The sequence below is a fragment of the Achromobacter sp. Marseille-Q4954 genome (genome assembly GCF_943737025.1).
Lineage (GTDB): Bacteria > Pseudomonadota > Gammaproteobacteria > Burkholderiales > Burkholderiaceae_B > Achromobacter > Achromobacter bronchisepticus_A.
The window spans coordinates 1,511,227-1,532,274 of the sequence record NZ_CALSFQ010000002.1; the positions used below are offsets into that span (position 1 = coordinate 1,511,227).

General features: G+C 66.6%; 22 protein-coding genes. 9 read left to right on the forward strand and 13 right to left on the reverse strand.

Annotation, left to right across the window (positions count from 1 at the left end; translation table 11 throughout):
• Positions 1 to 12 precede the first annotated feature (12 nt).
• On the reverse strand, positions 13 to 1,257 hold the full coding sequence (locus NGK62_RS25025) for an MFS transporter (RefSeq protein WP_059378384.1): 1,245 nt from the start codon (positions 1,255 to 1,257) through the stop codon (positions 13 to 15).
• A 182-nt stretch (positions 1,258 to 1,439) separates the two neighbouring features.
• On the opposite strand from NGK62_RS25025, the gene NGK62_RS25030 reads away from it, so the two are divergent.
• Together NGK62_RS25030 and NGK62_RS25035 are read left to right on the forward strand one after the other, a co-directional pair.
• On the forward strand, positions 1,440 to 2,240 hold the full coding sequence (locus NGK62_RS25030; RefSeq protein ID WP_251880838.1) for an AraC family transcriptional regulator: 801 nt from the start codon (positions 1,440 to 1,442) through the stop codon (positions 2,238 to 2,240).
• Between the two features lie 107 nt (positions 2,241 to 2,347).
• Entirely contained in the window at positions 2,348 to 4,945 is a 2,598-nt protein-coding gene (locus NGK62_RS25035; protein WP_187774057.1) for a penicillin-binding protein 1A, read from the forward strand.
• Between the two features lie 36 nt (positions 4,946 to 4,981).
• Here NGK62_RS25035 and NGK62_RS25040 read toward each other — a convergent pair whose 3' ends face one another.
• A complete protein-coding gene (locus NGK62_RS25040; RefSeq protein WP_059378388.1) occupies positions 4,982 to 5,695 on the reverse strand; it encodes a metallophosphoesterase in 714 nt (237 codons plus the stop codon).
• A gap of 177 nt (positions 5,696 to 5,872) precedes the next feature.
• Here NGK62_RS25040 and NGK62_RS25045 point away from each other — a divergent pair, with 177 nt between their 5' ends.
• Entirely contained in the window at positions 5,873 to 7,048 is a 1,176-nt protein-coding gene (locus NGK62_RS25045; protein ID WP_251880840.1) for a PepSY-associated TM helix domain-containing protein, read from the forward strand.
• The gene (locus tag NGK62_RS25050) at positions 7,045 to 7,230 is read left to right on the forward strand and encodes a hypothetical protein (RefSeq protein ID WP_054458208.1); all 186 of its coding nucleotides are present in this window, start codon (positions 7,045 to 7,047) and stop codon (positions 7,228 to 7,230) included. Before NGK62_RS25045 ends, NGK62_RS25050 begins: the two co-directional genes overlap by 4 nt.
• A 33-nt stretch (positions 7,231 to 7,263) precedes the next feature.
• On the opposite strand, the gene NGK62_RS25055 is transcribed toward NGK62_RS25050, so the two are convergent.
• Complete coding sequence (locus tag NGK62_RS25055) at positions 7,264 to 8,091, reverse strand: aldo/keto reductase (protein ID WP_251880842.1); 828 nt, start codon at positions 8,089 to 8,091, stop codon at positions 7,264 to 7,266.
• Positions 8,092 to 8,426: 335 nt separating this feature from the next.
• Between NGK62_RS25055 and NGK62_RS25060 the strand changes: the two genes are divergently transcribed.
• Positions 8,427 to 10,232: an ABCB family ABC transporter ATP-binding protein/permease gene (locus tag NGK62_RS25060; RefSeq protein WP_165867890.1), complete on the forward strand. Its 1,806-nt coding sequence runs from the start codon at positions 8,427 to 8,429 to the stop codon at positions 10,230 to 10,232.
• 51 nt (positions 10,233 to 10,283) lie between these two features.
• Entirely contained in the window at positions 10,284 to 10,673 is a 390-nt protein-coding gene (locus NGK62_RS25065; protein WP_251880844.1) for a Rieske (2Fe-2S) protein, read from the forward strand.
• Positions 10,674 to 10,707: 34 nt separating this feature from the next.
• Here the strand turns inward: NGK62_RS25065 and NGK62_RS25070 are convergent, their stop codons facing one another.
• Positions 10,708 to 11,691 (reverse strand): bile acid:sodium symporter family protein, encoded by a 984-nt coding sequence (locus NGK62_RS25070; protein ID WP_059378394.1) that lies wholly within the window; start codon positions 11,689 to 11,691, stop codon positions 10,708 to 10,710.
• A gap of 107 nt (positions 11,692 to 11,798) precedes the next feature.
• On the opposite strand from NGK62_RS25070, the gene NGK62_RS25075 reads away from it, so the two are divergent.
• Positions 11,799 to 12,641, forward strand: a complete 843-nt coding sequence (locus NGK62_RS25075) for a LysR family transcriptional regulator (RefSeq protein ID WP_118933302.1) — start codon at positions 11,799 to 11,801, stop codon at positions 12,639 to 12,641.
• A 194-nt stretch (positions 12,642 to 12,835) separates the two neighbouring features.
• Here NGK62_RS25075 and NGK62_RS25080 read toward each other — a convergent pair whose 3' ends face one another.
• The 3 genes from NGK62_RS25080 to NGK62_RS25090 all read right to left on the reverse strand — a co-directional run bounded on the left by NGK62_RS25080 (position 12,836) and on the right by NGK62_RS25090 (position 15,102).
• Positions 12,836 to 13,168, reverse strand: a complete 333-nt coding sequence (locus NGK62_RS25080) for a hypothetical protein (protein WP_059378397.1) — start codon at positions 13,166 to 13,168, stop codon at positions 12,836 to 12,838.
• A 72-nt stretch (positions 13,169 to 13,240) separates the two neighbouring features.
• Positions 13,241 to 14,110, reverse strand: coding sequence for an N-formylglutamate amidohydrolase (locus tag NGK62_RS25085; RefSeq protein WP_251880846.1), 870 nt, complete (start codon positions 14,108 to 14,110; stop codon positions 13,241 to 13,243).
• 2 nt (positions 14,111 to 14,112) lie between these two features.
• Positions 14,113 to 15,102 (reverse strand): Bug family tripartite tricarboxylate transporter substrate binding protein, encoded by a 990-nt coding sequence (locus NGK62_RS25090; RefSeq protein WP_054458219.1) that lies wholly within the window; start codon positions 15,100 to 15,102, stop codon positions 14,113 to 14,115.
• Between the two features lie 112 nt (positions 15,103 to 15,214).
• Between NGK62_RS25090 and NGK62_RS25095 the strand changes: the two genes are divergently transcribed.
• Complete coding sequence (locus NGK62_RS25095) at positions 15,215 to 16,147, forward strand: LysR substrate-binding domain-containing protein (RefSeq protein WP_251880847.1); 933 nt, start codon at positions 15,215 to 15,217, stop codon at positions 16,145 to 16,147.
• 99 nt (positions 16,148 to 16,246) lie between these two features.
• Here the strand turns inward: NGK62_RS25095 and NGK62_RS25100 are convergent, their stop codons facing one another.
• The 6 genes from NGK62_RS25100 to NGK62_RS25125 form a co-directional block, all read right to left on the reverse strand.
• Positions 16,247 to 16,462, reverse strand: coding sequence for a hypothetical protein (locus NGK62_RS25100; RefSeq protein WP_042792993.1), 216 nt, complete (start codon positions 16,460 to 16,462; stop codon positions 16,247 to 16,249).
• Positions 16,463 to 16,565: 103 nt separating this feature from the next.
• Positions 16,566 to 17,672, reverse strand: coding sequence for an AGE family epimerase/isomerase (locus NGK62_RS25105; protein ID WP_251880848.1), 1,107 nt, complete (start codon positions 17,670 to 17,672; stop codon positions 16,566 to 16,568).
• Positions 17,673 to 17,820: 148 nt separating this feature from the next.
• On the reverse strand, positions 17,821 to 18,033 hold the full coding sequence (locus NGK62_RS25110) for a hypothetical protein (protein ID WP_008159938.1): 213 nt from the start codon (positions 18,031 to 18,033) through the stop codon (positions 17,821 to 17,823).
• Positions 18,034 to 18,359: 326 nt separating this feature from the next.
• Positions 18,360 to 18,584, reverse strand: a complete 225-nt coding sequence (locus NGK62_RS25115) for a hypothetical protein (protein ID WP_059378402.1) — start codon at positions 18,582 to 18,584, stop codon at positions 18,360 to 18,362.
• Between the two features lie 70 nt (positions 18,585 to 18,654).
• Positions 18,655 to 19,401, reverse strand: a complete 747-nt coding sequence (locus tag NGK62_RS25120; protein WP_059378404.1) for a sulfite exporter TauE/SafE family protein — start codon at positions 19,399 to 19,401, stop codon at positions 18,655 to 18,657.
• A 98-nt stretch (positions 19,402 to 19,499) separates the two neighbouring features.
• Positions 19,500 to 20,411: a DMT family transporter gene (locus tag NGK62_RS25125; RefSeq protein ID WP_059378405.1), complete on the reverse strand. Its 912-nt coding sequence runs from the start codon at positions 20,409 to 20,411 to the stop codon at positions 19,500 to 19,502.
• A 160-nt stretch (positions 20,412 to 20,571) separates the two neighbouring features.
• Between NGK62_RS25125 and NGK62_RS25130 the strand changes: the two genes are divergently transcribed.
• Positions 20,572 to 21,042, forward strand: coding sequence for an Lrp/AsnC family transcriptional regulator (locus NGK62_RS25130; protein ID WP_006226939.1), 471 nt, complete (start codon positions 20,572 to 20,574; stop codon positions 21,040 to 21,042).
• Positions 21,043 to 21,048 lie beyond the last annotated feature (6 nt).

Genomic DNA, 21,048 nt, shown 5'->3' on the forward strand with positions numbered 1-21,048 from the left:
CGGCGCCCGCCTTCAGCGGCGCGCCTTCTCCACATCCGGCAGCAGGATCGCGACCACGCCCAGCAGCGGCAGATAGGCGCAGACCTGGTACACGTAGCCGATGCTGGTGGCGTCGGCCAGCTTGCCCAGCGCCGCGGCGCCCACGCCGCCCATGCCGAAGGCAAAGCCGAAGAACAGTCCGGCGATCATCCCCACCTTGCCCGGCACCAGCTCCTGCGCATAGACCACGATGGCCGAGAACGCCGAGGCCAGCACCATGCCGATGATCACCACCAGCACGCCGGTCCAGAACAGGTTCATGTAGGGCAGCAGCAGCGTGAACGGCGCCACGCCCAGGATGGAGACCCAGATCACGATCTTGCGGCCGATGCGGTCGCCGACCGGCCCGCCCACCACGGTTCCCACCGCCACCGCGGCCAGGAACAGGAACAGGTAGAGTTGCGCCTCGCGCACCGACAGCGCGAACTTGTCGATCAGGTAGAAGGTGAAATAGCTGTTCAGGCTGGCCAGGTAGAAATACTTGGAGAACACCAGCACGCCCAGCACCGCCAATGCGCCCAGCACCTGGTTGCGCGACAGCCCGTTGCCCGCGCCCTCGCGCCGCGCGCGCGGCTTGAGCAGCACGCGGTTGGCGCTGTACCAGCGGCCGATGCCGGTCAGCACCACGATGCCGAACAGCGCCGCCAGCGAAAACCAGGCCACGCTGCGCTGCCCGTGCGGAATGATGAACAACGCGGCCAGCAGCGGCCCCAGCGCCGAGCCCACATTGCCGCCCACCTGAAATAGCGACTGCGCCAATCCATGGCGTCCGCCGGACGCCATGCGCGCCACGCGCGAGGACTCCGGATGGAACACCGACGAGCCCGTGCCCACCAGCACCGCGGCCACCAGCAGCCAGCCGAACGACGGCGCCATCGACAGCAGCAACAGCCCCAGCAGGGTGAAGCCCATGCCCACCGGCAGCGAGTACGGCTTGGGGTTGCGGTCCGTATAAAAGCCGATGAAAGGCTGCAGCAGCGAGGCCGCAAGCTGATAGACCAGGGTGATCAGGCCGATCTGCGCGAACGACAGGCTGAACGAATCCTTCAGCATGGGATAGATGGCCAACAGGATCGACTGGATCATGTCGTTCATCAGGTGCGCCACGCTGATCGCGCCCAGCACCTTGAAGGCGGTGGACGGATCCGATGAGGCGGCGGGCGGTGGAGCCGTATTGGCGGCGGTGACGCCGGCGGCGGAATTCTGCGGTGGATTCATGGGTGGCGGACGGGGATAAAGTGGGAGCATGCCCGGCAGCGCGCCGGGACCTGTAGCCAGTGTAGGAATCCGGGACGGAACCGATCTGCCAATTTTCGTCGCACAAGTGACAAAATACGGTGACAAAAACCGCAAATCACGCCTGAGCCGCCCTGCTCATCCTTATGCCGGAAGTGACACGCATGCCCGCCCGACTCCTTTTGCCCGACCCCGCCCGCAGCGTCAATCCGCAGGACTACCAGCATCGGCCGCGCGCCGTCACGGCCATGGCCAAGGAATTCCCGCCGGGCACCCGCACGGGCACCCACTCGCACCCCCGAGCGCAACTGGTCTACGCGGTCGAAGGCGTCATGCGCGTCACCACGCCCAGCGGCTTCTGGGCCCTGCCGCCGCTGCGCGCGCTGTGGGTGCCTGCCGGCGTGCCGCATGGCGTGGACATGGTGGGCGCGGTATCCATGCGTTCGCTCTATCTCGAAGCCGAGACCGCCCGCGACTACTGGCCGCAGTGCCAGGTGGTCGAGGTCGGCGGCCTGCTGCGCGAGCTGATCCTGGCCCTGACCGCCGAGCCCATCGACTATCCGCTGGACGGCCGCGCCGGGCAGGTCGCCGCCCTGCTGCTCTCCGAACTGGCCGCCGCCCGCGTGGCGCCGCTGCAGATCCCCTGGCCGCGCGACCGCCGCCTGCAGACCATATGCGCGGCCATCCTGGACGATCCCGGACTGCAGCGCGGCATCGAAGACTGGGGCGACGAAGTCGGCGCCAGCGCGCGCACGCTGATCCGCCTGTTCCAGGCGGAACTGGGGCTGAACTACCGGCAGTGGGTGCAGCAGGTCCGGCTGGCCGAGGCGGTGTGCCGGCTGTCGCAGGGCGTGCCGGTCGCGCGCATCGCCGCCGACCTGGGCTACCGCAGCGCCAGCGCCTTCTCGGCCATGTTCCACCGCGCGCTGGGCGCGCCGCCGCAACGTTACCTGAACAATAGCTGACGCCTGCAACCGGATTTGGCGTCATCCGCGACGCAATTCATGTTTAGTTACTGAAACCTTATGACCCTCTGGGCGGTCCATCGTGTTCTGCCCTAGAATCGCCTGCAATGAGCACCCCCCAGCAATCCTCCGCCACCCCGGGCGGCAAACCGGGCCTCCCCTGGAAACGTATCCTCGTCAAGACCGGCGTGGCCGCCGGCGGCCTCGCCGTGTGCGGCGGCATCGCGCTCGGCCTGGCGCTGGCCCTGGCCTGGCCCAGCCTGCCCGACCTGCACGCCATGACGGACTACCGCCCGCGGGTGCCGCTGCGCATCTACACGGCGGACAAGGTGCTGATCGGCGAATACGGCGAAGAGCACCGCAACGTGCTGCGCTTTGACGAAATTCCGCCCGTGATGCGCCAGGCGGTGCTGGCGGCCGAGGACGACCGCTTCTACAGCCACGGCGGCGTCGACTGGATGGGCGTGGCGCGCGCGGTGCTGACCAACCTCGTCAAGGGCTCCAAGAGCCAGGGCGGCAGCACCATCACGATGCAGGTGGCGCGCAATTTCTACCTGTCGTCGGAAAAGACCTATTCGCGCAAGTTCTATGAACTGCTGCTGACGTTCAAGATCGAATCCGAGCTCTCCAAGGACCAGATCCTCGAGCTCTACATGAACCAGATCTACCTGGGCCACCGCGCCTATGGTTTCGCGGCCGCCTCGCGCACCTATCTGGGCAAGCCCCTGTCGGAAGTCACGCCGGCCGAGGCCGCCATGCTCGCCGGCATCCCCAAGGCGCCGTCGCGCTTCAACCCCATCACCAATTTCCCGCGCGCCGAGATCCGCCAGCACTACGTGCTGGGCCGCATGAAGACGCTGGGCTATCTCACGCCCGAACAGGCCGACGAAGCGCTCAAGCAGCGCCTGACCATCCGCGGCGCGGACGGCGCCAGCGCGCGCGGCTTCGCGATCCACGGCGACTACCCAGCCGAATTGGCGCGCCAGCTGATGTACGGCGTGTTCCAGGAACAGACCTACAGCAAGGGCATCGACGTCTACACGACCATCGATTCCAAGGACCAGGAAGCCGCCTACCGCGCCGTGCGCGACGGCGTGATGGACTACACGCGCCGCGCCGTCTATCCGGGTCCGGAAGACCAGATCGACCTGCCCGAGGGCGTCGAGCAGGACCCGGCCGCGCTGGATGAAATCCTGGACGGCGTGCAGGAAAAAACGCCTGACAGCGAAGACCTGCTGACCGCCGTGGTGCTGGCCGCCAGCCCCACCGAAGTGACGCTGGCGCGCAGCGCGCGCGACATCATCACCATCAATGACAAGAAGGCGCTGGCGGTGGTGGCGCGCGCCCTCAACCCCAAAGCCAGCGACAGCCAGCGGCTGCGCCGCGGCTCGGTCGTCTACATCCACAAGAACGGCGACGGCTGGGAAATCATCAACATGCCGACGCTGCAGGCGGCGCTGGTCTCGATGGTGCCCCAGGACGGCGCCATCCGCGCCATGATCGGCGGCTTCGACTACAACCGCGGCGGCTTCAACCGCGTGACGCAAGCCTGGCGCCAGCCGGGCTCCAACATCAAGCCCTTCGTCTACGCCGCGGCGCTGGAGCGCGGCCTGACCCCGGCCACCCAGATCTCCGACCAGCCCTTCATGCTGACCGCGGAGCAAACCGGCTCCAAGGCCTGGCAGCCCAAGAACGACGGCAACAAGTACGAACCCATGCTGACCCTGCGCCAGGGCCTCATGCGTTCCAAGAACATGGTGTCGATCCGCATCCTGCAGGCCATCTCGCCGCAGTATGCGCAGGACTACCTGACCCGCTTCGGCTTCGACAAGTCGCGCTGGCCGGCCGTGCTGCCGCTGGCGCTGGGCGCCGGCGGCGCCACGCCGCTGCAGGTGGTCAACGGCTACAGCGTATTCGCCAATGGCGGCTACCGCGTCACCCCCTATCTGGTGGACCGCGTCACCGACCGTTCGGGCAACGTGCTGATGCAGGCGCAACCGGTCGTCGCCGGCGACGCCCTGGCGCGCGCCATCGATCCCCGCACCGCCTGGGTCATGGACGACATCCTGCGCGGCGTCACGGTCAGCGGCACCGCCGCCCGCGCGCACCAGGTGCTCAAGCGCAACGACATCGGCGGCAAGACCGGCACCACCAACGAGGCCGTGGACGTGTGGTTCTCGGGCTTCACGCCCAGCCTGGCCACCACCGTCTGGATGGGCTTTGACCAGCCCAAGTCGCTGGGCACCAACGAATTCGGCAGCGGCCTGGCGCTTAGCACCTGGCTGGACTACATGCAGCCGGCGTTGAAGGGCGTGCCGGAAGCCAAGCCCGCGCCGCGGCCGGACGGCCTGATCGTGGACAACGGCGAATACTATTTCTCGGAATTCCCGCCGGGCCAGGCCGTGGCCTCGCTGGACCTGTCCTCGGGCGACGCGCTGACCGATTTCCTGAACAACAACCGTTCGACGGACGGCGTGGACACCTCGGTCAAGCCCCTGCCGCCCGGCGGCGGCGCAATGCCGCAAAGCAGTCCCGCCCAACCGCCGGTGGCCGTGCCCGTTCCCGTGGCCCCTGCGGGCGGCGCGCCGGCAGGCAACGCGCCGCCCGCCATCCCGCCCATCCCCGTGCCGCGCGTGGACGCGGACGCCCCCGCCCGCGCCAGCGCCGTCAGTGGCGCCGCGCCGGTGGCCGCCCGGCCGCTCTGACCGCGGCCGGCGCCAGCCGCCGGGAATCCAGGCCTGCTATTCCTGCTCCGCGAGTTCGGTCACGACCTCGCGCGGCCAGGCCCGCAGGGATTCCAGATCCAGGAAAGTGAAGTAGCCGGATTTCCAGCCTTCGGTATCGATGTGGTAGACGTTGCCCAGCAGCAGCGGCGCCGGGACCGGCGTGTGTCCGGCCACCACCGCCCGCACCCCGCGGATGCCGGTGCGGTCCATCTGCCGCAGGCGGTCGCGCGACCACTGGCAGGCGGCGCTGGTGCGCCGGTAGCGATCCTGCAAGGCGGATTCCAGCCGCGGCCAGAACAGCACCGGACAATCCGCGTGCAGCAGCCCCACCGCGCCGTCCAGGGTTTCAACCTCGATGGCGATGGGCAATTGCGCGAAAGCCTCGGCAAAGACCTTTTGGCGATCAGCAGGCAGATCCAGGAACCAGCCGCCGCCGTAGCCGCGCCAGTTGTCCACGTCCACCTGCCCCGTACGCACGTGGCGGATCGCGTAATCCTCGTGATTGCCCTGGACCGCGTGGAACCATGGCCGGGCCAGCCACTCCAGGGCGGCCTCGCTTTCCGGCCCCCGGTCCACCAGGTCGCCGACCGAAAACAGGCGGTCCCGGGACGGATCGAAGCCGAACTCGTCCAGGCTTTCCTGCAGGCGGGAAAAATGCCCATGCAGATCGCCCACCGCGAAATCGCGGCCTAGCTCGTTGCGCGGGACTTTGAGAAAACGCTGCTCCATGATGATCCGGGGCTACCACTGGTTGATGCTCGATCCCTCTTTTTAACCCGCTTTCGCGCCGCCCCATCCATCCCCTTTTGCCCCGTCATGGTCAAAATTTGGTTACGAGAATCGAAACTATTCGCGATAATATTCAGCTTTCTTAAATCCGCGCCTGCAAGGGCCCCGCCCTCCCCCATGACTGCCGCGTCCACCATCAAAACCTGGTATCTGGTCCATAAATGGACCAGCCTGGTCTGCACGATATTCCTGCTCGTCATCTGTCTTACCGGCTTGCCGCTGGTGTTCCACCACGAGATCGAACATTGGCTCGACGACGGCAAGCCGCTGTCCAACGTGCCGGCCTCGACCCCTCGCGCCGACCTGGACAAGCTGGTCGGCAGCGCCCGCGCCATGTATCCGGGCGAGGTCGTCGACTATCTGTTCTTCGATCCCGACGAGCCGCAGGTCTACGTGGGCATGGCGAAAACGCCCGGCGACGGCCAGGTATCCGGCCACGCGGTGCGCATGGACGCCCGCACCGGCGACGTGCTGCTGGACGGCCCGCTCTACACCCAGGACAAATTTTCCTTCATGGGCATCATGCTGGCGTTGCACGTGGACCTGTTCGCGGGGCTGCCCGGCGAGCTGTTCCTGGGCTTCATGGGGCTGCTGTTCTGCGTGGCGATCGTTTCCGGCGTGGTGCTCTATGGCCCCTTCATGAAGAAGCTGGAATTCGGCACGGTACGCGTCGCCCGCTCCACCCGCCTGAAATGGCTGGACCTGCACAACCTGCTGGGCATCGTGACGCTGGTCTGGGCCTTCGTGGTGGGCGTGACCGGCGTGATCAACGAACTCTCCACGCCGCTGTTCCGCCTGTGGCAGTCCACCGAGCTGGTGCGCATCCTGGAACCCTACAAGGGCCAGAGCGTCCCCACCGAGCTGGCCTCGGCCCAAGGCGCGGCCGATACGGCCAGAAAGGCGCTGCCCGGCAACGAGGTATCGTTCATCGCCTTCCCCGGCAACGCCTTCGGCAGTCCCCACCACTACATCACCTGGATGCGCGGCGACACGCCGCTTACCTCCAAGCTGAATACGCCCGTGCTGGTGGACGGCAAGACCGGCGAACTGACCACCGTGGCCAAGATGCCCTGGTACCTGACCGCGCTGGAACTGTCGCGGCCCCTGCACTTCGGCGATTACGGCGGCATGCCGCTGAAGATCATCTGGGCGCTGCTGGACGTCATCACCATCATCGTGCTGGTCAGCGGCCTCTATCTCTGGCTGGCCCGCCGCCGCGCCACCGAGGCGCGCATCGCCGAACTCGTGCGCAAGCACCAGGCCGCCGCCATCCCGAAAAGGACCCCCGCATGAGCAAGACGGCCCGTGGTTTCATGTTTGTCTGGGGCGCGCCGATCCTGCTGGGCGTGCTCAGCGTGTTCGGCCTGCTGGCCGCCCTGCTGGGCACGGGAGGCTGGCACTGGGCGTCCTGGATCGCCCTGGCCATCCTGCTGGCGGTCATCGTGCGCTACTGGGTGTTCCCGCTGCAGCGCTAGACGCGACCGCCAGGCCCGTGCCGGCGTCCGGCATTATTTGCCGAAGGTCTCGGGGTCCGGCCCCAGGCGCGCGCCTTGCTTGATGCCGTCGATGGCGGCCATGTCGGCCGCCGACAGTTCGAAGTCGAAGACGTCGATGTTCTCGCGGATGCGGGCGGGCGTCACCGACTTCGGGATCACGATCAGATCGTGCTGCAGATGCCAGCGCAGCGTCACCTGGGCCGGCGACTTGCCGTGCTTCCTGGCCAATTCCAGGATGACCTTGTCCTTGGCCACGCCGCCCTGGGCCAAGGGGCTCCATGACTCCGTCGCGATGCCGTGCTTGGCGTGGAAAGCCCGCAGCGCCTGCTGGGTAAAGCCGGGGTGCAGTTCCACCTGGTTCACGGCCGGCGTCACGCCGGACGCGTCGAGCAGCCGCTCCAGGTTGGCCTGGGTGAAGTTGGACACGCCGATCGAGCGCGCGCGGCCGTCTTCCTTCATTTCGATCATGGCCTTCCAGACATCCAGGAACTTCGTGCTGCCGGCGACGGGCCAATGGATCAGGTACAGGTCCACATAGGCCAGGCCCAGCTTTTCGAGGCTCTCGTCCATGGCCTTATGGGCCTCGTCGTAGCCGTGCCTGTCGTTCCAGAGCTTGGTCGTGACGTACAGATCCTTGCGCGCCACGCCGGCCGCGCGCAAGCCCGCGCCCACGCCAGCCTCGTTGCCATAGATGGCCGCGGTGTCCACCGAGCGGTAGCCTGCCGCCAGCGCCTCTTTCACGCTTGCGGCGGCCTGATCGTTCGGCACCTGCCAGACGCCCAGGCCCAGCTGGGGAATCTTGCCGCCGTCGTTCAATTGCATTGCCGGTACTTTCGCCATAAGACCCTCCGTAGCTTGCGACGCGACGTCCGCGCGGCGAATATGCGCCGGGTCGCGCAACCAAGGGGCAGCCAGGCTTCATCCTTGGTTGAGACAGTAAAGAACGGGCCCGCCAGGCTGCGCCCGAGTCACCATGCCGGATTGAAAACCCCCGGGAGAGGTCTACACATCCCAGGGGTCGTGAGGCCGATATTACCCCCAGAGCCGCAAAATCCCTGAATGCCCTCTGCCAAAGCAGGCGTTTTCGCCCCTGGGCGCGGTGCTGCGGCAGAATTGGCGCCTGTGGCCGATAATGCGCTTCCGACGGCCCGACGGCCCATGCATCCCCCCAGACCATGAACGCTCCTGACACGCGGCCCGAGCGCCGCGGCGGCTTTTCCACCCTGCGCACCCTCTTTCCCTATCTCTGGCCGCCCGGCGAGACGGGCCTGAAAACGCGGGTGATCGCGGCCCTGCTGTGCCTGTTCGCGGCCAAGGTGGCCACGGTCTATGTCCCGCTGCTGTACAAGCACGCCATCGACGAGCTGGGCCAGGGCGCCCCGGGTTCCGTCACCGTGCCGCTGGGCCTGATCCTGGCCTATGGCACGGCCCGGGTGCTTTCGCTGCTGTTCTCGGAACTGCGCGACGCCATCTTCGCGCGCGTCGGGCAGCACGCCATCCGCGCGGTCGGCCTGCAGGTCTTTCGCCACTTGCATGCGCTGGCGCTGCGCTTTCACCTGACGCGCCAGACCGGCGGCCTGAACCGCGCCATCGAGCGCGGCACCAAGGGCATCCAGACCCTGCTGTCGTTCCTGCTCTTCAGCATCCTGCCGACCTTCTTCGAGATCGGGCTGGTCTGCGTGGTGCTGTGGAAGATGTTCGACATCTGGCTGGCGCTGGCCACCGGCGCCACCGTCACGCTGTACATGGCGTACACGCTGTTGGTCACGGAATGGCGCGCCAAGTTCCGGCGCCAGATGAACGAAACCGACTCCGAGGCCAACACCAAGGCCATCGAGAGCCTGCTGAACTACGAGACGGTCAAATACTTCGGCAACGAGGAACACGAGGCGCGCCGCTACGACGCGTCGCTCAAGCGCTATGAACGCGCCGCCGTGCGCAGCCAGGTCAGCCTGTCCATCCTCAACATCGGCCAGGCCGCCATCATCTCGGTGGGCCTCACCCTGGTCATGTGGATGGCTGCCACCGGCATCGCCGAGGGCCGCTACACGCTGGGCGATTTCGTGCTGGTCAACACCTACCTGCTGCAGCTGTACCAGCCGCTGAGCTTCTTCGGCTTCGTCTACCGCGAGATCAAGCAAGCCATCATCGACATGGAGCGCATGTTCGAACTGCTGGGACAGGACCGCGAAGTGGCCGACCGGCCCGATGCGCAGCCCCTGCGCGTGGCGGGCGGCGCAGTGGAGTTCCGCGACGTGCATTTCGGCTACGACGCGCGCCGCCCCATCCTGAAGGGCGTCAGCTTCACCATCCCCGCGGGCAGGACCGTGGCCGTCGTCGGCACCTCCGGCGCCGGCAAATCGACCATCGCGCGCCTGCTGTTCCGCTTCTACGACGCCGACGGCGGCGCGATCCTCATCGACGGCCAGGACGTGCGCAGCGTGACCCAGGCCAGCCTGCGCGCCGCGATCGGCGTCGTGCCGCAGGACACCGTGCTGTTCAACGACACCATCCTCTACAACATCGGTTACGGCCGCCCCGGCGCCAGCGAGGAAGAGATCCAGGCGGCGGCGCGCCTGGCCCACATCCACGACCTGATCATGGCCATGCCGGACGGCTACCAGACCATGGTGGGCGAACGCGGGCTGAAGCTGTCCGGCGGCGAAAAGCAGCGCGTGGCGATCGCCCGGACCATCCTGAAGAACCCGCCCATCTTCCTGTTCGACGAAGCCACCAGCGCGCTGGACACCCACACCGAACGCGAAATCCAGGCCAATCTGCGCGAAGTCAGCCAGGGCCGCAGCACGCTGATCATCGCCCACCGCCTGTCCACCGTGGCGGATGCGGACGAGATCATCGTGCTGGCCGAAGGCCGCATCGTCGAACGCGGCCGCCATGCGCAGCTGCTGGCGCAGGACGGCATCTACGCCGGCATGTGGGCCCGCCAGCAGCAAAGCGCCCTGACCGGCGCGCCGGATTGACAAGCCCTTCCCCCTGTCCGAACATCGCACCCTTTGATTTCCAGGCCCACCATGCAGGATTCAGCCCCCGTCCCCGCCGTCCGCGTCTGCGCTTCCTCCGACCTCGCCAACGGCGGCCTGGGCGTGAAGCTCCCCGTGTCGGATGCCGCCGGCCGCACCACGGCCTTCTTCGTGCGCTATCAGGACCGCGTGCACGGCTATCTGAACCGCTGCGCGCACGTCGGCGTAGAACTGGATTGGGAAGGCAGCTTCTTCACCCGCGCCGGCGACCTGATCATGTGCGCGCGCCACGGCGCCACCTACCAGCCGGACACGGGGCTATGCGTGGGCGGCCCCTGTAAGAACGGCCGCCTGACCGCGTTGGCCGTCGAGGAACGCGACGGCGCGGTCTACTGGCAGCCGGCCGGCAAGATCCGTCCTTGGGAAGAGGCGGCCGCCTAGAACGGTACGCTCCAGCAGAACCCTTGCGCGGATTTCACGCCCGCGCCGCCGCCGCTTCCGCCGGCGCCTGCCGTTCCGCGTAGCGCCGCGCCAGCACCGCGCAGACCATCAGCTGCATCTGGTGGAAGATCATCAGCGGCAGCACCACCACGCCCATCTGCGAGGTGCCGAACAGCACCGTGGCCAGCGGAATGCCCGAGGCCAGCGACTTCTTCGAGCCGCAGAACACCAGCGTGATCTCGTTTTCCTTGGACAGCCCCAGCTTGCGGCTGCCCCAGGTCGTGATCAGCAGCACCGTTCCCAGCAACAAGGCGTTCACCAGCACCATGGAGGCCAGGTCGATGGGCGGGAACGCGTGCCAGATGCCCTGCGCCACCGCCTCGCTGAACGCGGTGTAGACAGCCAGCAGGATCGAACTGCGGTCCACTTTCGACAGCGTGCGGTTGTTGCGCTGGGCCCAGGCGCCGATCCAGGGCCGCAGCAGGCTGCCCACCGCGAACGGCAGCAGCAGCTGCAGCAGGATGCGGCCGGCGTCGGCCAGCCCGTGGCCCCCGCCCTGGCGGTGCAGCAGCACCGCCACCAGCAGCGGCGTCAGCACCGTGCCCAGCAGGTTCGACGCGGTGGCCGCGCAGATCGCGCCCGGCACATTGCCGCGCGCCATGGAGGTGAAGGCGATCGACGACTGCACGGTGGACGACAGGGTGCAGACGAACAGCACGCCCAGCCACAGCGACGGCGTCAACAGGTTGGGAAACAGCGCCCGCAAACCCAGCCCCAGCGCGGGAAACAGCAGGAAGGTGCAAGCCAGGATCAGCGCGTGCAGGCGCACGTCCTTCACGCCGGCCACGATGGCATCGGTGGACAGCCGGGCGCCGTGCAGGAAGAACAGCAGCGAAATGGCGATGTTGCTGGCCACGGTCATGAACGCCGCGCCCTTGCCCACGGCCGGGAAAAAGCTGGCGAAGACCACCGTGGCGATCAGGATGAGCGTGAATTGGTCGGGCAGGAAGCGGCGCATGGCAAAGGTTTCCGTAGGGATTGCGGAAACTATAGGCACGGCGCTTGCCATCGTGAAGCCCACTAGGTACTTTAACTGTCATCGGACTTTCCTATGACCAGGCCGCCATGCTCAATCCTCTGTGGCTCAAGACCTTCGCCGCTGCCGCCGCCGCGCCCAGCTTCACCGAAACCGCCCGGCGGCTGGGGCTGACCCAGCCCACGGTCAGCGAGCACATCCGTCAGCTGGAACAGGCCTTGAACCGGCGCCTGTTCCAGCGCGACACGCACTCGCTCGCGCTCACCAGCGACGGCCGCAGCCTGCTGGTGCATGCGCAGATCATCCTTGACGCGCACGAGCGTGCCGAGCGCCTGTTCGACGCGCCCCGCCTGCGCGGGCGCGTGCGCCTGGGCACCTCGGACGACCTGGCGATGGGCCCGCTGCCCGACGTGCTGGCCGCCTTCCGGCTGGCCCACCCCGAGGTGGAACTGGACCTGACCATCGGCGTCACCAGCGAGCTCTACAAGCTGCTGGACGACAATGGCCTGGACGTCATGATAGGCAAGCGCCGCAAGGGCGACCGGCGCGGCCAGACCCTGCACAAGGAAGCCTTGCTGTGGCAGGCCAAGGAAGGCCTGCGCGTGGCGCCCGGCGAGCCGCTGCCCCTGATCCTGCTGCGCGAACCCAGCGTGACCCGCAGCCTGACGCTGGACGCCCTGGCCCGCGCCGGCCGCAGCTGGCAGATCGTGTGCACCAGCACCAGCTACGCCGGCTGCCAGGCGGCCGCCCGCGCCGGCCTGGGCATCACGGTGCAGCCTTCGCACCTGTCCACCCTGGGCCTTGCCGCTCCGGCGGGCGCCGCGCAGCTGCCCGCGCTGCCACAGGTGGAATTCATCGTGATCTCGGCGCCCGCGCCCAACAAGCCCACGCGGGCGCTGACCGAGATCCTGATGCGCAGCACGCTGACCTGAGGCTTTCTTTCTGACTGCCTCGCTTGGGGTTGGCATGTGTTCGGGCAAGCGCCGCGGCCAATGTTCGCGGCGTCTATCCGGAACGACCACATGGCGATGCTTGCCATGCGGCATCATCGGCCTGCGCTCTGGGGCTCGACAAATACAAAGGCGGGATAACAATATGAGCGGCGCGTTGCCGCCCCATGGCCGGACTATTCGGGCAAGTGGTCCGGAACGCCGTCCTCATCGACCAGCTTGACGCGGTCCAGCGCGTTGCGCGCGGCCGACATGGCCTCGACCGTGCTGCGGAAGCGTCGGCTGATAAAGATCTCGAAAGCCTGGGTGTCGGGCTCGGCTTCCTGCTGCGCGGCTTCATCCGGCGGCGCTGAGGCATCAGCCTGGGTCGCGGCTTGCGCGTCCAGTTCGGCCTGGCTCTTTTTCTTCGGCAGCCGCCGCGTTTCGATGAAAGCGCGCGGCGGCACGCGCCCCTCGGGTTGGGTCGCGTACGCGAGCACCGAAAATCCGTTGATGATCTTCTCAGCCATTGCGGTTCCGTGTGGCCGCGCCCAAAAAAAGCGCGGTTCCTTGTTACCGACTACGGCCAGCCGCGGGGAAACTTAAGCCGGCGCCGCCTGGCGCGCGCGCACGTAGGCCGCCACCTGGGCCAGCACGTCGGACAGGTCGGTCTGCAGCGGCGCAAAGCCCGAGTTGCGCTCGCGCGTGGCTTCGTCCATGTACAGCGGACGGCGGATTTCCACCTGCAGGCTGTGGCGGTTCAAGGCCGGCTGGCCGATCTGCGCGATCAGCTGCACGCCCTTGTAGGGGTCGTTGCGCGCCACGGTGTAACCCTTGTCGCGCAAGGCGGTCTCGATCAGGGCGATGAACTCGGGTTCGCAGGTCGTGCCGTCGCGGTCGCCCAGCACGAAGTCCGCCAGCGGATGCTCGCTCTGGCGGCCCAGGCGCTCGTAGGCGTCGTTGGGCATGGAATGCAGGTTCAGATGCCAGACCGCGCCAAAACGCTGCCGCACCTGCTGAATCGCCTGGGACAGCGCAGCATGGTAGGGCTCGTAGTACGCCTGGATGCGGTGGCGCACTTCGGCCAGCGTCAGCTTGCGATCGTAGATCGGCGTGGACTTGTCCATCCTGCGCCAGATCAGACCCTTGCCCAGGCGCGTCTTCTCGCCCGGGTCCAGCGGTTCGGGCCAGGGCTGCGCCAGCAGCTCCGGGTCCAGGTCCTGCAACGTGCGGTTCGGATCGATATAGACGCGCGGAAAGTTCGCGGCAATCAGCGTCGCGCCCAGGGCCGGCGCCGCCGACCACAACGCGTCCACGTGCGTGTCCTCGCCCTGGCGCAATTGCGCCAGGGTGGCCGCGGCGCCGAAATCGTCGGGATAGCGCTCGCCGCTATGCGGCGAATCGCAAACCAGCGGCAAGGCCGGGCCGGTGGGCTCGTGTACGGAAACAGCGTCGAAGTCGGCGTGGGTCATCGTCAATCAGCCTGAATGTTGGCAGTCTTGGCGACCTTGGCGTAGCGCGCCAGGGCCTGCTGGATCTGCGCCTCGAATTCCTGGGGCGTGGTGCGCACCAGCGTACCACCCACTTCCTCGGCCTTCTTGCGGAATTCCGGATCGTCCTGGGCGGCGCGCACCGCCTTGTTCAGGCGCTCGATCACGGCCGGCGGGGTGCCGGCGGGCGCCACCAGGCCGAACCAGCCGCCCGTGCCCATGTCGGGGTAGCCCAGCTCGATGTAGGTCGGCACGTCGGGCAGCAGCGGCGAGCGTTCGGCGCCCAGCACGGCCAGCGCGCGCAGCTTGCCGCCCTGCACCTGCGGCAGGGTCGAGGACAGGTTGTCGGTGATCGCGTCCACCTGGCCGCCCATCACGTCGTTCAACGCCGGACCGGCGCCGCGGTACGGCACGTGCAGCAGCTTGATGCCGGACAGCATCATGAAGTTCTCGATGTTCACGTGACCCAGCGAACCCACGCCCGGCGAAGCGAAGCTATAGCGTTCCGGCTGCTTCTTGGCCAGGGCCACGAACTCGGCCATGTTCTTGGCCGGGAGACCCGGGTTGATCGCGAAGATGCTGGGCACGGCGACCACGTTGGCCACCGGCACGAAATCCTTCACCGGGTCGTAGTTCATCTTGCGGAACACGGCCGGATTCGAGCCATGCGTGCTCATCGTGGCCATGCCGATGGTGTAGCCGTCGGGCGTGGCGCGGGCCACCTGCTCCATGCCCATGGAACCGCCGGCGCCAGCCTTGTTCTCGACCACGATGGTCTGCTTCAGGTCACGGCCGGCGTACTCGGCCACCAGGCGCGCCACGATGTCGGTCGAACCGCCGGCGGCGAACGGCACCACCAGCTTGATGGGACGGGCGGGATAGTCGGCGGCTTGGGCGATGCCGGCGAAGGACAGGGTAGCGAACATGCCGGCGAGCGCGAAGCGCGCGGATCGGCCCAGAAGGCGGCGGGACATGGGGATGACTCCGAAAGTTGAAGGTCAGTCGACAAGGCCGCCAGTGTCCGAACTTTACGATCCCCTTTCAAACGACTATATTGCACGGCTTCATTACCAATGGTCATGCTAGATGCGACTGCACTCGCCCTCCATGTCCGAACTGCACGCCTTCGTGACGGCGGCACGCCTGGGCAGCTTCACCCGCGCCGCGGAGGTCTTGTGCGTCACCCAGGGCGCCGTCAGCCGCGCCATTTCCCGCCTGGAAGCGCATTTCGGCCAGCCGCTGATGCATCGCAACGCCCATGGCCTGACCCTGACTGAAACCGGACGCCGCCTGTACGACGGCACGCAAGGCCCGCTGCAGCAGATCGAATCGCTCAGCGCCGGGTTGCGCGCCAACGACCGCCGCCTGCGCCTGACGCTGTCGACGGTGCCGACGCTGGCCAGCGCCTGGCTGGTGCCCCGCCTGTCCGACTTTCACGCGCGCCATCCGGATATCCAGCTCGGCTTCGCGGCCTACCGCCGCAACGAGGACTTTTCGGGCGCGACGCCCGATGCCAGCATCCTGTCCGGCCTGCCCGAGCAATGGCCTGGCTGGCAGGTGGACTACGTGATCGGGCGCGAACTGGTCGTGATCTGCCACCCCGCCCGGCTGGCGGCGCGGCGCGCGCAGGGACTCTGGGACACCCCGGCCGGCCTGCTTGGGGAGCCGCTGCTGTATCACTCGAATGGCATGGACAACTGGATGCAGTGGCTGGCCGCTGCTGGCGTGCCGCGCGCCTCGGTCCAGCTGTCCAATGGTTTCGACCAGGTTTCCATCCTGGTCCGCGCCGTCATGGCCGACATGGGCATTGCCGTGCTGCAGCGCTGCCTGGTCCGCGACGACCTGCAGGCGGGACGCGTGGCGGCCCCGTTTCCCGACCTGCCCATACGCATCGCCCGCGGCTATCACTTATGCGCGCCGGCCCAGCGCCGCGACCACTATGCGCTGGCCTGCTTCCGGCTATGGCTGCTGGAGACTGCCGGGCAGGATCCCGACGTGGTCGCCGCCGGCCCGGGTTGAGCGGCAGCAAGCAACATGTGGTTTCGTGTGACGGAGAACAACTGCGACGAAATGAAAACGGGCTCCTGAGGAGCCCGTCTGGATGGCGCAGCGAATAGCTCAGGGTGCGAGCTTGAACCCCAGGTCCACGCCCCACTTGTCGGTTTCACGCAGCCATTTCGCCCCGCAATTCAGGCAGCGGAAGTGGTCTTCACGGCTTTCTTCCCGGCCCTTCTGCGTCGGGTTGGTGAATCCCTGATGCCCCAGATGGGCATGCGGCGCAACGCCAGCAAGCCCAGGGTTAATGCGTTGGCAAGCCAGGCACATAACGCTCATTGATGCTTCCCTACAAACATAGTAACCAAATTGTAAGGGATTCCACCAATACTTTTCTATCAATATATGACGATAAATCCAAAAATAATTGTTAACGCCACAATTAAACAACGGTCGGCATGGCGGACAGGCAGGTAGCCAGGTGGTATGGGGAGGTCGAAGGCATGTCCGCGCGCACCACCACCCCGTCCGCGTCCAGGCATTCGTACCAGCCGCCAGCGTGCAGGAAACGCGCGCGGAACATGGCCAGGCCGGCCTCCAGCGCGGGCAGATCCCCCAGCACGCCGAGCACCCGCAAATACTCGGTCTGCGCCCAGATCCGGCGCGTATCGTCGATCACGGCGCCGGACTCGTCCAGCGATGCCGCCACCCCGCCCGCGTCCACGCCATGGCGGCGCGACCAGCGCACCGCGCGCGGCAGCGACTCCGTCAGCTCCAGGCCGTCGAAAACCTCGGCCGAGCCTTGCACCAGCGACAGCCACTCGAACTGATGCCCGGGCTCCAGCCGGTTGCCGGCCGTACCCTGCCGCTGTTCCGAGATGCACTGGGAGGCCGCATGCACGAAAAAATGGCTGATGCCTTGCGCCAGGCCGCGCAGACGCTGCGCGTACAGCGCCGGCTCCGCGACCTGGGCCGCCGCCAGATATGCCTCGGTCAGATGCATCATGGGATTCTGCGCGGGCGGGCGCAGCGGCTGGCTCAGGTCGGCGCTGAGCGCCGCGTGATACAGCCCGTCGGCAGTCTTGAAGCGCGCCTCGATGGTCGACGACGTCGACAACATGAGCTTGCGCGCATCGGCATTGCGGCTGCGGCGGAAATAGGCGGCGCAGGCCAGCACGATGAACGCGTGGGTGTACAGGTCCTGCGTGTCGTCCAGCGCATGTGCGGCGGCGTCCACGCTGTAGCGCCATCCGCCATGGGACTCGTCGCGGAATACGCGGCGCAGCGATTCGAACAGCACATCGGCATGCGCGCGCGCGGCGGCGCCAGACGCTTCTGAAAAAACGTAGAGCTGGCGCGCGCAAGCCATGGCGCGGTAGCGCTCGGCCGGCAGCGGGCGGCCGGTAGCTGCGTCCAGCGATTCAAAAGGCAGACCCAGCGCGCCATTGAAACCCTGCCCCATCCAAAGAGGCAGGACAACGGAATCAAAATGGTCGCGGAATGCGCGGATGTGTTCCGCAAGTGAAGAGTTGGTCTGTGCGGCAGTCATCTTGGAACGGCGCATACCCACTGAGGGCCCCAGATTTTGGAGCAGCAACGATAACCGAAATTTTCGTCGCAAACCTTTGAGTATTCTCCGAAGCGTCATGCTCACACAGACCGGTCCAGCCAATCAGCTCCGTCCAGGGCGGGGCGCCCTATCGGAAGATGTTTTCCTCTACCCAGTTCTGCGCGAATACTTCCGCGCGATCGCGTGCTTCGTCCAACGAAGCGCAGTTGCCCAAGTGGGAAAACGCGGCATCCACTTCGGTGCCGCCCTCGGCCGTAACCGTCAGCAGTACGCCATATCCGCCGGTATCCATGGCCGCTGTGGAAACGTCGATCAGAACTTCCTGGTCACGATGCTGCATGTGCTACCTCCCAGTCGGTTACCTAAACGCGTGAACCACGCGTGACGTTGCGGGGGCAGAATCCCCGCGCAAATGAATAGACCTGCAAACGTCACGCAAGTTCATCTTACTGGCGACTCGTGGCCTGCGATACGTCGAAAAGCAGCCAAATCGCGCATTCCGTCTCAGGAAATTCCCGTAGCACGGCCCTAGTGGTCGCGAACTCGCGAAATACTGCGAAAACATTCGCAAATTGTGTGGAAATTCCCGCACCAAACGGTCAAGACGCAGCGAAACGCGGAGAGCGGCCCCGGGCCGCTGCTGTCGACATAATCGGATTTCGCGGGTCAGCGCACGTGGATGGCGCCTGGCTCTTCCATGCGCAGGGCGAGCTTGCCCTTCTCGGTGATGAGCCAGCGGCCGTCGGCGTCGGCTGCAATGCAACGCAGCGTCTCCAGCGCCTGCGCGACGTGCGCGGGCACTTCGGTCTGGACGGCGCCGGGCGCGCAATTGTCGGCCACGATGCGCAGCCAATGTCCCAACTCGCCTTTCTCGAAACGGTGCAATGCCATGCGGTGATTCTCTCTTGAATACCCAACGATAGCATGTCGCCGGTCCCGCCCCGATGACCGGTCAAGGACGCTAGGCAAGCAGCTTGGGCAAGGATGACGCCAGCAGCGCCACGCCCGAAACAGTGAGCAGGCCCAGCACGATGCGGCGAAACGACACGTCGCTGATGCCCACGTACACGCGCGTGCCCCATAAGGTTGGCACCAGCATCGCCGGCACGATCACCGCGAACAGCGGCAGCATGTCGCGCGTCACCACACCGGTGTAGACATAGCTCGCCATCGTCACAACCAGCATCGACAGGTTGAAGTTCTGGATCACCGCGCGCTGTACGTCGCGGTCAAAGCGGCGCAAGGTGCACCACAAGGTAGGAATGACGCCGGTGAATCCGCCTATGCCGCCCATGACGCCGCCCATCGCGCCCACCACGCCATCGGCCAATCGCCCCCCTGCCTTGATGGGGGGCAAGCGCGTCGCGAACAACATCACTGGACACCAAACCACCAGCAGCCCGCCCACCAGCGCTTTGAACATCAGCGGATCCAGGTATGGCAACAGTTTGACGCCCAACGGAATCCCCAGCAATCCGCCTGCCACGAAGGGCAGCAGATGCACCGCCGCGAATCCGCGGCGCATGGTAAAGGCGGCCAGCAACTGGCCAGTCAGCGAGCCGAACACCACCATGGCGGCAGCGAGTTTCGGATCTATCGTCCAGGCCCAGAACGACATGGCCACCATGCCGAAGCCGAAGCCCGAGAGGCCCTGCACGAACCCGGCGGCCATGGCGCCCGCCGCGACCAGCACATATAAGGAATCCATACCCGCCGCATGCCTGCTAGAGAAGCCGGAACGGTTCCGGCGCTCGACATTCTAGACCGCATCGCTGGCTGGCTTCGCGGCGGCGGCGTGCAGGCGGACTACGAAGCGCGCAGCGCCAAAGGCCGCTTCAGGCGCGTCGCCGCCGCCGACGCCGCCACGCTGGCGCCGATCAGGGCCAGGCCCAGCGCCAGGTCGGCCGAGATGCGCTCCTGGAATACCAGCGACGAAACGATCAGCCCGATCACCGGCACGCACAGCATGGCGATCGAGGTCGCCACCGGCGGCATCTTCTGCGTCATGCCCAGCACCACAATAAAGGTCAGCGCGGTAGCCAGCGGGCCGGTGTACAGGATCACCGGCCATGCCTCGGGCTGCGCCAGGAAGACGGGCGCGCCATCGCGCATCCACGCCAGCGCGGCCAGCGGCAGCGCCGCGATGGCGGTCTGCCAGGGAATCATGTCCGCGCCCAGACGGATATGCCGGTAGCCGCGCAGCTGGATGATGTTGCAGGCCCATGCAAAGGACGCGCCCAGCAGCATCGCCAGGCCGACCACCGTGTGCGCCTGCCAGGGGCTGAACGCGGGCGCGACGATGACGGCGATGCCGGCATAGCTCAGCGCCGTCGCGAGCCATTGCGCCATCGACAGGCGTTCCTTCAGGATCAGCGAGGACAGCGGAATGACCCAGATGGAAGTGGCGTAGGCGATCACGGACGCGCGCCCCGGCGCCACGTATTGCATCGCCCACAGCGCCAGCGCCGTGAACGCGCCCATCTGCAGCAACGCCACGCCGGCCACCAGCGGCATTTCCTGCCGCGTGGGCAGGCGCAGGCGGCCCAGCATGCCCAGCACCAGCGCGCTGATCAGCGCGGCCGAGCCGAAGCGGCTGGCGGCCAGCCAGAGCGGGCTCATGTGCGTCAGCCCCAGCTTCATGACGGGCCAATTGCCGCCCCAGATGGCTACCGCGCCGACCAGCGGCAAAAACCTGCCCAACGTGCTCTGCTGACTCATTACTGCCCAATCTACTGCTTGAATATTCCGCGCTTTGGCACAATTGCCAAACGATGGAATAGTCTATAGGGTTAACCCCAGCATATTTCACTGCATTCAAGGGCGATACCCGTCATACTCAGCACAGATGAATTGCTGAATGACCATACCTGGGTGACTTATGCCGGAAATCAACCTGGATGCCACCGACATCCGTATCCTCAACGAACTCCAACGCGATGCGCGGCTGACCAATGTCGAGCTCGCCGCGCGCGTGAACCTGTCCGCCTCGCCCTGTCTGGCGCGCGTGCGCCGGCTCGAAACCGAGGGCCTGATCGACCGCCGCGTCACCTTGCTCAATGCCCGCAAGCTGGGCCTGAAGGTCAACGTGTTCATCCAGATCTCGCTGGACAAGCAGCGCAAGGCGGCGCTGGACGTGTTTGAACGCGAGATCGCGGTCCTGCCGGAAATCATGGAGTGCTACCTCATGTCAGGCGACGCCGACTACCTCATACGCGCCCTGGTGCCCGACGTGGACGCACTGGAGCGGCTGATCGTCGAACACATCACCCGCATCCCCGGCGTAGCCAGCATCCGTTCCAGCTTTGCCTTGAAGCAGGTGCTGTACACCACTGCCGTCCCGCTCGCGTGAGGCCTG